This is a genomic window from Flammeovirga sp. AWQ4_249, assembly GCF_056161045.1.
On sequence record NZ_JBSWYJ010000074.1, the window covers coordinates 1 to 12,320 of the forward strand.

The following is a 12,320-nucleotide window of genomic DNA, read 5'->3' on the forward strand; positions in this document are numbered from 1 at the left end:
AAATTCATATAACACAGTATACTATATCAGAAGTTAGATGAATGCGCTTAGTAAATAAGTGATAAAAAAATTGAGAGAGTTAAGTTCATGAGGCACCTTGTTGATAATGTCAGCAGGGTGTTTTTTTATTTTATAGAAGTTCAATACGATGGTAATTATCAGTACGAAAAGACATGTATTTAAGTATTATCATTCATTAAGGATTAATACTGTTTGAGTTGAAACATAAATTCATATAACACAGTATACTATATCAGAAGTTAGATGAATGCGCTTAGTAAATAAGTGATAAAAAAATTGAGAGAGTTAAGTTCATGAAGCACCTCGTTGATAATGTCAGCGAGGTGTTTTTTTATATTTATATGATAAATCAATCTTCTGATATTCAGAACAGAGGCTATTCTTTTTGTCATTATGATTCATTAAATATTAAAATTGTTTGAGTTGAAACATAAATTCATATAACACAGTATACTATATCAGAAGTTAGATGAATGCGCTTAGTAAAAAGTGATAAAAAAATTGAGAGAGTTAAGTTCATGAAGCACCTTGTTGATATTGTCAGCAAGGTGTTTTTTTATTAACTTAAGTATAACTTAGTCTAACCCTTTTTATATGAAACAATTTAGTACACAAACTACAGATTTTGAAAAGCATAAGGCAGACATTATTCAATTCTTTGATGGGAGAGAAGTGAATAATAATTATGTAGAAGTGGATTCATCAAGAGCGAAAGGGTTTATTTTTTTTTATAAGGAGAATGAGGATGCTTATTTCCTTCATTTCCACCTCACTTTACATGAAGATGTTACTTTTGTTCTGGATTATTCAAATGCATCTCATTTTGAAAGGATTGCTGCCTTTTTTAATAATAATAGTTACATAGTCAATGATGGGGAAGAGGATTATAAAATCCAAACAGATGGTTTTTATACTTGTGATAAAAACATTAAAGTAAGAGGAAAAGCATTAAAAGGTGAAGTTCTTCAACATATTAGTTTTTTCTATAATGCTTCTATTTTTGATATTTATAAAGATGAGCAATACAGAACTTTTTATAAGTTACAATCCAACTTTGTAATCTATTTGGATAACAGAACGGAGTTAAAAGAGTTCAAGAAAAGACTCAATCAGTATATGGAATATCCACAAGATGTTTACCATGAGATATTGAAAATAAAATTCAAAGAACTTAAATATATTTTCTTAGGAAGATTAAGACAATTGGATATTGATAATTTGGAGAGAAAAGAAAATTCAATGACAAATTATCAATTAAAAGTGCTCTTTGAGATACGAAAAGAAATTCTTAGTGATTTGAGAGTAAGACCCAATGTAGCCGAATTTGTATCAAAATATGGTATTAATAAAATGAGTCTTCAAAAATTATTTCAAGAAACGTTTGGGAATACCATCTATAATTATTTTAAAGTAGAGCGAATGGAAAAAACGAAAGAGGCATTAATTGATAAGAAAATGACCACTACTGAGATTGCTTTTGAATTTGGTTTTAGTGATGTACAGCATTTTTCTAAACAATTTAAGGCCACTTTTGGAGAGACACCGAGTAACTTTATCAAGCAATATCAGACTGAAAAATAAAAACCATTAGAGTACCTCAAAGAAGTACCCCAATGGCGAACAATTATGATTAATATTTTCTCAATTTTATTTTAATGTCTTAATGCTTCACTAAACTTCACATTGAAAGACGCACTATCCCAAGGGTCAAGCATTACTCTTACAATATTAACACCCTCTTTACTTCTTACCTCAGTGAAAATTTGGTCTAACTCTTTTTCCGTTTTTGCTACATAACCAAAAGTATTTACGCCTTCAACACCTCCGAAGGCTTCACCTAATTTCTCATAGTTCCAAGGTAGGAAATCATTATATGAACGTTCTTTTCCAGGGTAAATTTGACGTTCTGCACCATAACCAGAATTGTCGATTATAATAAGTGTATAATTTTGTTTATGTTCAATGATTGTAGAAAGTTCTTGTGCAGACATCAAGAAAGCACCATCACCCGTGATACACACCATTTGCCCTTTATCTCCTTTCTTTTCAGAATGAGCAAATGAACCGCCTACACTCATACCAAATCCAGCACCTAAAGATCCCCAGTTTCCACAACCATAGATATCAATATCTTTTGCAAATTGTGTTTGAGATGAGTTAATATATCCACCTGTATCACCATACAAGACATCACCTGTTTGCATGAAGTTTGTAAATTGAATAAACATTCTATCAATTGTTAGCGGCTTATCAGTAGGTTCAAACTTTTCCCTTCTTTCATAGGCAAATTTTCGAGCTTCCTCATCAATATTTAATGTTTTCGGTGTGTTATTTTTTACCGCCTTTTCTATCTTCATTAAGATGTCATTTAAGTAAACATCATAATAAAATTCACCATTAATGATCACTTTATCACTTAAGATATGGACAACATTATTATCATTCCCAAGGTCAGAAGTGAAAACCCCAGTATCAAACTCTGTTTTTTCAACACCTAATGTCAAAGTTAGATCAGCTCCTTCAATCATTTGAATTGTATAATCTTGTGAAACTTTGCCCATATAAAAGCCTACAGCATTAGGGTGATCCTCAAAGCGTGAAATCTTTCCTGTAAATACAGTAGAAACACAAGCACCAATATTTGTAATGATTTGATCAGCTGTATCAATCATATTATATCTTTGTAAAAGAGGACCCGTGACTGAAGAAATGGATTCTGCTTCTTCAATCAGTGCTACAATTTTTTCTGTTACCTCTTTGACTTTCTTTTGATCTGAAAGTGAGGTGTGAATTGGTAGTGCTTCTTTTGAATAGATCTTTAATTCTGCTTTTTGTAAATCATAGGGAATTTCTAAATAAACAGGTTTCTTAAATTTAAAAGTATCTAATAAGATTTGATCAATTTCTTCTGCAGCAGTCTCTTCTGACATTATACGTTTGGAATGTATTGTGATATTTTCAAAGACTTTAATAGAAGTATCTACACTTTGATCTATTAAATGATGTAGTTGTTTTCTTTCGATTGTATCTTTTGTATTTCTTGTAGGAGCTCCACAAATCACTACAAGAGGAGTATTGTCAGCATATGCACCGGCAACAGCATTCACAGTACTCAATGAACCTACTCCAAAAGTCACTGCTGCGGCACCAAATCCATTCATTTTGGCATATCCATCAGCTGAATAGGTAGCATTTAATTCGTTTCTACTATTGACATGTTTAACTCCTGTTTTCTTATCAATCAACTCATCAAAAAATGGTAGAACATAATCGCCAGGGATACCAAATAAATGATTTACGTTTAATTCGTTTAATCTTTTTAATAAAAATTCTGAGGTAGTCATATTGAATAAATTTTAATGTTTTAATTGTTTGAACATTACAAAGGTGCAGGAATTAAAATCGAGTTTGTGGTGAATAAAGAAAGAGCTGTGGTAAAAAAGGAAAAAGCTGTTTTTGAGACTTTTAGATAAAAAAAAAGTCCCCAGGCACAATGTGCAAGGGGATCTCTTAACTTAAAATGAACCGTTAATCTGTAGATAAATATCTTATATAGATTGCTTCACTTTTTTTACTTCTGGCGTTTTCCATGTTTTGTTCAACACTTCTTCTTGTGGCCAATACATTCTTAATGTCAATGAGAAATTCTCACCTGTAATTGGACAAGGTAGCCAGTTGTTGAATTGTTCTTTATTTTCTGGAGGAACAGTCGAGATAAAGATATCTAAAGAACCATCCTCATTATATTTTAATGCATCATTCATTTTGATTGCATACTTCTTCTTAGGGTTTTCTGCTAAGAAATTGTTTTGATCGTATAAAGTCAGTGACCAGAATCCGTTTACAGGAGGTGTTTGGCCTCTTTCAAAATGGATAATATATTCTTCATCTGAGTTCAATGCTTTTCCATCCATATCGATTCCTGTATTGGCATAAATAGCATCTTCGCTTGTATTGGCACCTAAGCCAACTGCCGCAACATAAGCTCTCAAACGATAATCAGATTTGTATTCACCCAATCCTTCTGTTCTATACGTCCAATTGTTGACATGTTCAGTAGAATCACCTTTTGTTGCCATCAATGTCCAAGCCTCTTGATATTTTGCAGGAATTAGAGCTGCAGCTTCTTTTACTTCTTCAGGTAAATCACCAAAACGGAAAGTTTCTCCCGCGACAATTCCCATTTGTGCCATTTTAGCAACGATCACACTATCTTCTTTATAAGGAGGGTTGCCTTCCATTAACTGAGCCACCTCATTAAAGTATTGATCAATGTCCAAGCTATCTACCGTAGCTACTGGAACAATATTTCTAGAAGGGTATACAATGTTTAAGTTAGGTATATACCTGTTATTATACCACTCACTTAGAGGTCTTGTCTGAATTTTCGCTTGGAACTGTTTGTAGATTTTCTTTCCTTCTTTTTCATTAGAAACTTCTACACGACCCAAAATCCAGTTCATGTTTGTCGTCGTATAAAATACATCCATGCCTTCTGGTAATAAACCATCATATTCAGGTCCAACAATAACAAATGTATAAGGCTCTTCACCGCCATTTGTTCTAGTACCTGGAGAACCAATTACATCTGTAAAAGCATTTAAAATCGGGAATAAATGATAATATTTTGTTTTGGGTAATTGGACTACGATAGGCTCAACAGAAACATCTACAAACATTGTACTGTAGTACGTATCCAAATTAGGTCTTACTATATCTGTAAAAGTATGATCAGGAAATGATGCTCTAAAACCAAATTGATTAGTTGGAGCCATTCCATTTTCAGGTATCTCTACATTAGTTAGGGCTAATTTAGTATACTTCATCATCATCAACGGATATGAAAATTCATAGGCTTCCGTTAAGATTTCGATTTGTTCTTTGTTCGTTAATTGTTGAGCATTAATGCTACCAATTGAGAAAATACTAAGTATTAGAAGAGTTAAATACTGTCTCATTTTCATATTTACCAACTTTATATATTTATCATTTACAGCCAATTAAACGTAGGTGACTCATTTTAGAATTTATAAGTAATGGTTTATAATGTATAAATATTGGTTTCTTAGCTTTAAGAGTTTTCTGAAGTATTATATTCCCATTAGATATGACTTGAAATATTTTAGATGTTTTATTTACTTTGATCATTTAAATTTTAATCTTATTGAGAATAATAAGTAGCTTATATCCAACTTACATTGTATTTTGATTTTTGATTAAATACTGAATGTAATACAAATAAGTAGCGTCTTACTTTTTTCACTTTTTAGAAACAAATAAACTATGAAAATCATCGTAATAGGAAGCTCAAACACTGATCTAGTGGTACAAAGTCCTCGTTTACCTAAAGCAGGCGAGACGATTTTGGGTTCTAATTTTTTTCAAAACCAAGGTGGAAAAGGAGCCAATCAAGCTGTAGCAGCAGCAAAGCTAGGTGGTGATGTAACTTTTGTTGCTAATGTAGGACAAGATGATTTTGGTGCAGCAGCAATCTCTTCTTATCAAAAAGTAGGAATTGATGATCGCTTTATTCGACAAGTAGAAAAAGCAACGGGCATGGCAATGATTAATGTTGATGCCAATGGTGAAAATTGTATAGTGGTCGTACCTGGAGCAAATGATACGTTGAGTATTCAAGATATCGATAAATTAGAAGATGAGATAGATGAAAGGACAATTGTATTATTACAACTAGAAATACCTATATCTACAGTAGAATATGCAGTTCAATTGGCTAAAAGGAAAGGGGCTTATGTAGTAGTTAATCCAGCACCTGCTCATATTCTTCAAAAAGAAGTACTTCGTAATATTGATTTGATTACACCCAATGAAACAGAATTAGATCTTTTAGTAGGTCAAAACAGTGAAACGGAGGAAGACTTACTAGAGAATGTCAAGAAATTACATGAAATGGGTGTTGCTAATGTTATTGTTACTCTAGGAGCAAAAGGTTGTTACTACTCAGGAAAAGAGACAACTTCATTTTTTAGAGCACCAAAAGTTGAGGTGGTCGATACCACTGCTGCAGGGGATGTGTTTAATGGTGCATTTACTGCTGCTTTTGCTCAAAATAAGTCTATGGAGGAAAGCATACATTTTGCATTAGAAGCCGCTTCTACATCTGTAACACAAATGGGAGCACAAGAGTCAATACCTACGCTAACTGATTTAAAAGTATAAATGAAATATATTGTATTTTCCTTCTATTTATTCTTGACGATCCCCGCATTTTGTCAAGAGAATTTTAAAGAAAAAGTCATCTTTGATTGTGATCTAGGTGATGATATTGATGATATGTTTGCTTTGAGTCTTTTACTTTCCAGTCCAGAAATAGAAGTGATAGGTTTAGTGATGGATTATGGAAATACTCCTGAAAGAGCAAAAATGGCTTTAAAGCTATTAGAACAAGTTGGAATGAAAGAAATTCCCGTTGTGATTGGAAGACAAACGAATTCTGATTTTTCACCACAATACCGATGGAGTTCAGATTATAATGGAATAGAACCTCATAAAAATAATGCAGTGACTTTTATTTCATCGATGCTAAATCGTTATCCTAACGAAATTAATTTGATAACAGTTGGTCCTGTGACTAATCTCCAAGATCTAATTGCTTCAGACAAAAAAATACTACAAAAAGCAAAGCATATTTATGCAATGTTTGGGGCTTTTAAAACAGGGTATACAGGAACAGAGAAAATAGATGTTGAATGGAATGTCAAAGCAGATTTGAAAGCATCAAAAAGCTTTATTTCTTCTTTAAAAGGAACGAATACAACCTTTATTCCTTTGGATGTTACCCATGATGTTGTAATTGATCAAGACAATTTACAACTTTTAAATATGCGAAGAACTCCTTTGACAGATGCGATATGTGCGAATTATGTATTGTGGAGATTTATGCCTTATGCGATAGAAATGAATTATCTACCCATTATGTATGACCCTGTTGCTATCGGAGCATTGATTTGGCCTGATTTGTTTGTAATAGAAGAAGGGCATGTCTTCTTAGACCATAAGGGGCAGACATTATTAAATAAAGACAAAAAAGCAAATGCTGAAGTGGCACTTCATATCAATAAAGAAGAATTTATTAGACGAATGATGGAGCGACTTCTACTTCAAAATATAAATGATCAATAAAAACTAAAGAACACCATGCAAAACTTTTCGAGCTATACACTCCTTTTTCTATCGACTCTTTCTTTGTTTTCTTGCAAGACTGACCGAGAAGAAAACCAACTAAAAGATCCTCAACTAGTCTATGAAAGTTACGAGCCAAAGACTTCTGATTTGAAAATTTCAAGAAGTGAATACAAAGATAAATTATATGGATTTTGGTTAGCACAATGTATTGCCAATTGGACGGGTCTAGTTACTGAAATGGACAAAATTGGTAACATCGGAGAAATCAAAACGGGAGAATTTTATACACGTGAGGATTGGGGAAAACCTGATCAACCAAGTATATGGGGACAAGGAGTACCAAGTGATCTCTCAGAGAATATTGATTTTGTACTTCGTACTAAAGGTGAAGTATGGGGAGCCGATGATGATACTGATATCGAATACATCTATCAACACCTTCTGTATACAAAAAACAAAAGTATTTTATCCCCTGAGGATATTCGTGAAGGTTGGTTGACACATATCAAGAAAGAAGAGGAAAACTTTCTCTGGGTGTCCAACCAAAAAGCCTTTGATTTGATGCAAGAAGGATTTCTTCCTCCTGCCACAAGTGCACCTGAAAATAATGAGCATTATGATATGATTGATGCTCAATTGACAACAGAGATTTTTGGTTTTTTTGCTCCAGCAAGGCCTGATATTGCGCATAAAATGGCGGAATTACCCATAAAAACTGTCGCAAGAGAAGATGCAGCAGAAATTTCTGACTTTTATGTCAAAATGTACGCTTTAGCTATGAAAGTTGATCCTTCACTATCTCAAAAAGAAAAAATAGTCTGGATGGCGAATGAAGCAAAAAGTGTATTGCCTGATAGTTCTTACACTCATAAAATGTATGATTTTGTATTATCAGAATATACTAAAGGGACAGAATGGGAAACAGTAAGAGATCAATTGTATGAAAAGTATCAAGTAAATCAAGAAGATGGTTATTCCGTAACTTCTAAGAATATTTATTGTAATGGTTGCTTTGCCGCAGGTATTAATTTTGGAGCTTCTTTGGTGAGTTTATTTTATGGAGAAGGTGATCTAAGAGAAACAATTAAAATCGGTGCTTTGGCAGGGTGGGATTCTGATAATCCTACAGCTACTTGGGCAGGAATGATTGGCTTTATGATAGGAAAAGAAGGAGTTGAGAAAGCTTTTGGAACGAACTTATCTGATAAATTTGATATTCACAGGACAAGACAAAACTTTCCTTTAGATAGTGTAGATAATTTTGATCATATGGCAGAAGTAGGTGTTTATATTGTTGATCGAGTTGTACAAGAAGAAATGAAAGGTGGCGTTGATTTGAATGAAGATGTATGGTATATTCCATTATAAAAGACGAAAGGCTGAGTATTCAAAACTCAGCCTTTTGTTTTATATATCATCTTATGTAATTGGATAGAGCTTTCAAATGTATCTTGAAAGTCTAAAGATTGTATACAATCGGCAACATCATGTTTATTTCCACTTTCATCAAAAATCTCCGTTTTATAATTACTCATTTCTCCATTCTTTAGCAAAATCCAAACGGAAGAATAATGATAATCACTCGAAACACACGATTCATCAAAGAAGTTGATGTATTTCTTTATTGCGATCATTTCACCTTCATCATTAAAATAACTTCTGTAGAAATATTCATATTGTTTGAATTCTAAAGCAGCATTAAAATCCTCTATCATGATAATTTTACCATTGTTATTTTTATATACGGTAATATTGTATTGATTTTGTTTTAAATCCTCTTTATAGTAGGAATTTGTCTCTAAAGTTTTTTCAAGTTTGATGTATGTATTAATATTTTTTTCCTTTTCATTTAATAATGGTGAAAAGAGTATAAAAATAAAAAGTAGTGATTTAAGCATATCTAAATTTATATATAAAACTGACAAATAGTTGACTAATAAAAAAACAGGCAATCCCACTAACAATGATATGTCCAAATTGATGATATTCTAAACCTATTTGAATTCTTATTAGCAATAAAAAGAGTGTTGAAATGCCTATTAATAGCCAATATAAATAGTTATTTTTTTTATTATGATGATCTTGATCAAGTGGTAACTTATAGATAAAAAAGAGTATTATTATTCCTCCTGTTATTGTACTACTATGTTGGAGTATTTTAAATAAAGGGATTTTATTATTACCAAAAGTGATATCATTACCTAAATTTAATAGATTGGTAAAATATCCATTGCCATGGGTAAAAGAATCCCAAAAAATATGTGAAAAAGCACCAATCAATAAAGAAAAAATGACCAAATACCAGTACTTTTTAAAGTAGGCAACCCAATTAAAGGATTTAAAACGGCTTAATCTTTTACTCAAAAACAGAGGTAGATGATCTATCAGAACATTCCGAACAATGATATGAAATGCAAATGAAAGAAGAAGACCGATAATGATATCAAAAGTAAATAAACCTAGAATGGAATGACTAATTGTACTTTTAATTCTCATTCTTATAAAATATTCAAAATCAGGAGCTAATGTTCCAATTATTAAAGCGGTTAGACTCAAATATCGTCTAGAAACTTTATAAAAGGGCAATACAATTGCAGGATGTGAAAATGTAAATGGCATTATTTTAATTTACCTTAAGTCCAATCACCAAAATATCATCTACTTGCTTTTCTTCACCTTGCCAAGCCATTAAATGTTGATTTAAAGCATCTTTTTGAGAAGGAAGTTCCATAGTGTTAGATAATTCATTCAATAACGATGGAATTTTTTCACCATAAACTTTTTATTTTTTTCTCCACAAATTGATCTTGGAAACCATCCGAAAACAAATAACATGTAACCTGTTCGTCTTTTTCATAGGAGATTTCTTGTTGTGTGAATTCTTGTGATTTATAACGATCTGCTTCAATTGTTCCTCCAATGGAAATACGATCACCTTTATAAACTTCAAGTTCTCCATTGCGAATTAAGATTAAAGGATTTTTAGCACCAGAAAATCTTATTTTTCTTTCCCCTTTATTAATCACAATTAAAGCTGCATCCATTCCATCTCTACCATTTCGATCTTTATTGTCTAAAGAATCAAGAATCCTTTCATTCAATTTATTCATTATCAAATGAGGTGCTGTAATGCCCAACATGGCAATTTGATTTAGAATATTCATCCCAAGCATTGAGATCAATGCACCAGGAACACCATGTCCTGTACAGTCACATGCAGCAATGGCAATATCGTTCTCTGATAACTTTTTAAACCAATAAAAATCACCACTTACGACATTTTGAGGCTTAAAGAATATAAAAGAATCAGGAAATAATCTTTTAATAAAGAGATCACTTCTGAGCATTGCATGCTGAATATTTTTAGCATAATTCAAACTGCTATTAATATTTAAATTTTGAACTTTCACCTCTTCATAGGCTTGTTCTAATGCATCTTGATGATTTTTTAATTTATCATTAATCACCGCTAACTCTTCTATTGTTGCATTGAGTTCATGATTAGCTTCTTCAAGATCTACGTTTTTGTTGACAATTTCTTTTGTCTTTTCTTTCACTAAAAATTGAAGTCTTAACTTTTGTTCTTTTAATGCACCAACACGTAATCTAAATAGTAAAGCAATTGCTGATAGTAAACATAAAACAAGTATAATTTTAAACAATACAGTATCCCACCATGGAGGAAGAATAGTGATTTTGAGTTCGCTAGGAGTTTCATTCCAAATACCATCTTTATTGGCAGATTTCACTAGAAAAGTATATTCTCCTGGAGGTAAACTTGTATAGGTAGCAAAACGTTGATTGCCTACATAGTTCCATTCTTTTTCAAAACCATGAAGCTTAAATGCATAGCGATTACTTTCAGGTTGAGTATAAAAAATACCAGTATATTCAATAGTAAACACACTTTGATGATGACTTAATGTAATGTGTTCCGTGTTTTGAATTGGCATTTCCAAAACTCCAGATTGATCTTTAGGAGTGATGTATTTATTAAATAATTTAAAGCCATTTAAATAGACTTTTGGAGTGATGCTTAATTTTTGAATGCTATCTGGATCAAAATAATTATACCCATCTACACCACCGAAAAAGATTTCCCCTTTGCTATTTTTGTAGCCTGCTTTTCTATTAAATGCCCCAAGATGTACACCAGTTTGGGGAAAATATTGTATTGTAACATTTTTGAGAATAGGGTTTCCTTCAAAAGAAAGTTTACTAATTCCATTTTCAGTACTTACCCAATAATTTCCATTATCATCTTCAAGAACTGCATTTACTAAATTTCCAGAAAAACCATCTTGAAGAGTAAAGTGAATAAATTTATTTTCTTTACTATGATACAGGTCTAAGCCATTGTTTGTGGTGATCCAAATGTTATTTTTAGAATCTTCATAAACAGATGATGCCATATTATCAGAAAGTACATATTGACTCTCATCATTTCTATAATGTTCAATTTCAAGGCTATAATCCTCATTTATTTTCACCTTTTCCACTCCTTCATCACCGACAATCCAAAGATTTCCTTCATGATCAAAAAGCATATCGTAATATAATTTACCTGCCACTGTAGATCCTAAATAAGAACATTCTGCAGTTGTAGTGTATTTATAAAATTTGCCTGTGTTTGTATCAAACCTACAGATACCATTTCTCCATACCGTCAACCAATATTCTCCTTTTTTACGTGGATTTTCTTCTATATCGAAAACCATATTACTAGCAATACTATTTTCTTTTTCTTCTACAGTATAACTTTTATATTTTTTTGTTTTCGGGTCGAATTCAATCAATCCATTTCCCCAAGTACCTACCCATATTTTACCATTAGAGCCTTTTTTTGTAGTTAAAATACTATATCCTTTATTGATATTTTTTTGAGAGGATGTAACTAGATAATGGTCGAATTTATTCTCTTTTCTATTCCAGTAATTTAATCCATAACCATCAGTTCCAATCCACATACCTTCATCACCTTCGTCCAAAAAAGTCAATACAGCATTTCCACTTAAACTCTCAAAATCAGCATTTTCATGTTGAAGTAAATTAAAGCGTGTGCTTTTTTTTCTGAAAAAGTATTGTGAAGTATACCTTCTACTTGTAGTATTTGGGCATATTTATTCCTTTACATTCTCTAATGTATTTTCATT

General features: G+C 32.0%; 9 protein-coding genes. 4 read left to right on the forward strand and 5 right to left on the reverse strand.

The features are described from left to right. The first annotated feature begins 615 nt into the window (after nucleotides 1-615). The gene (locus tag ACXAHM_RS25405) at nucleotides 616-1,602 is read left to right on the forward strand and encodes a helix-turn-helix domain-containing protein (RefSeq protein ID WP_474966788.1); all 987 of its coding nucleotides are present in this window, start codon (nucleotides 616-618) and stop codon (nucleotides 1,600-1,602) included. Between the two features lie 71 nt (nucleotides 1,603-1,673). Here ACXAHM_RS25405 and ACXAHM_RS25410 read toward each other — a convergent pair whose 3' ends face one another. Together ACXAHM_RS25410 and ACXAHM_RS25415 are read right to left on the reverse strand one after the other, a co-directional pair. Next, nucleotides 1,674-3,365: a thiamine pyrophosphate-binding protein gene (locus ACXAHM_RS25410; protein WP_474966791.1), complete on the reverse strand. Its 1,692-nt coding sequence runs from the start codon at nucleotides 3,363-3,365 to the stop codon at nucleotides 1,674-1,676. Between the two features lie 204 nt (nucleotides 3,366-3,569). Then, nucleotides 3,570-4,979: a DUF1254 domain-containing protein gene (locus tag ACXAHM_RS25415; protein WP_474966793.1), complete on the reverse strand. Its 1,410-nt coding sequence runs from the start codon at nucleotides 4,977-4,979 to the stop codon at nucleotides 3,570-3,572. A 325-nt stretch (nucleotides 4,980-5,304) separates the two neighbouring features. Between ACXAHM_RS25415 and rbsK the strand changes: the two genes are divergently transcribed. Genes rbsK through ACXAHM_RS25430 form a run of 3 tightly spaced genes read left to right on the forward strand, consistent with a single transcriptional unit; the run spans nucleotide 5,305 to nucleotide 8,535 of the window. Then, on the forward strand, nucleotides 5,305-6,201 hold the full coding sequence (rbsK, locus tag ACXAHM_RS25420; protein WP_474966795.1) for a ribokinase: 897 nt from the start codon (nucleotides 5,305-5,307) through the stop codon (nucleotides 6,199-6,201). Then, a complete protein-coding gene (locus tag ACXAHM_RS25425) occupies nucleotides 6,202-7,164 on the forward strand; it encodes a nucleoside hydrolase (protein ID WP_474966797.1) in 963 nt (320 codons plus the stop codon). 15 nt (nucleotides 7,165-7,179) lie between these two features. After that, entirely contained in the window at nucleotides 7,180-8,535 is a 1,356-nt protein-coding gene (locus tag ACXAHM_RS25430; RefSeq protein WP_474966800.1) for an ADP-ribosylglycohydrolase family protein, read from the forward strand. A gap of 26 nt (nucleotides 8,536-8,561) precedes the next feature. Here the strand turns inward: ACXAHM_RS25430 and ACXAHM_RS25435 are convergent, their stop codons facing one another. The 3 genes from ACXAHM_RS25435 to ACXAHM_RS25445 all read right to left on the reverse strand — a co-directional run bounded on the left by ACXAHM_RS25435 (nucleotide 8,562) and on the right by ACXAHM_RS25445 (nucleotide 12,164). Next, nucleotides 8,562-9,065 carry a hypothetical protein gene (locus tag ACXAHM_RS25435; RefSeq protein ID WP_474966802.1) on the reverse strand — a complete coding sequence of 168 codons (504 nt, stop codon included), beginning with the start codon at nucleotides 9,063-9,065 and terminating at the stop codon, nucleotides 8,562-8,564. After that, nucleotides 9,058-9,786, reverse strand: coding sequence for a DUF4184 family protein (locus tag ACXAHM_RS25440; protein ID WP_474966805.1), 729 nt, complete (start codon nucleotides 9,784-9,786; stop codon nucleotides 9,058-9,060). Before ACXAHM_RS25440 ends, ACXAHM_RS25435 begins: the two co-directional genes overlap by 8 nt. A gap of 149 nt (nucleotides 9,787-9,935) precedes the next feature. Continuing rightward, nucleotides 9,936-12,164, reverse strand: coding sequence for a triple tyrosine motif-containing protein (locus ACXAHM_RS25445; RefSeq protein ID WP_474966809.1), 2,229 nt, complete (start codon nucleotides 12,162-12,164; stop codon nucleotides 9,936-9,938). Between the last annotated feature and the right edge of the window lie 156 nt (nucleotides 12,165-12,320).

Excerpts from the sequence above, each read along its gene's own strand:
- ACXAHM_RS25405 (WP_474966788.1), top strand. The coding sequence starts at position 616 with ATGAAACAATTTAGTACACAAACTACAGATTTTGAAAAGCATAAGGCA.
- ACXAHM_RS25410 (WP_474966791.1), bottom strand. The coding sequence starts at position 3,365 with ATGACTACCTCAGAATTTTTATTAAAAAGATTAAACGAATTAAACGTA.
- ACXAHM_RS25425 (WP_474966797.1), top strand. The coding sequence starts at position 6,202 with ATGAAATATATTGTATTTTCCTTCTATTTATTCTTGACGATCCCCGCA.
- rbsK (WP_474966795.1), top strand. The coding sequence starts at position 5,305 with ATGAAAATCATCGTAATAGGAAGCTCAAACACTGATCTAGTGGTACAA.
- ACXAHM_RS25430 (WP_474966800.1), top strand. The coding sequence starts at position 7,180 with ATGCAAAACTTTTCGAGCTATACACTCCTTTTTCTATCGACTCTTTCT.
- ACXAHM_RS25435 (WP_474966802.1), bottom strand. The coding sequence starts at position 9,065 with ATGCTTAAATCACTACTTTTTATTTTTATACTCTTTTCACCATTATTA.
- ACXAHM_RS25440 (WP_474966805.1), bottom strand. The coding sequence starts at position 9,786 with ATGCCATTTACATTTTCACATCCTGCAATTGTATTGCCCTTTTATAAA.
- ACXAHM_RS25415 (WP_474966793.1), bottom strand. The coding sequence starts at position 4,979 with ATGAGACAGTATTTAACTCTTCTAATACTTAGTATTTTCTCAATTGGT.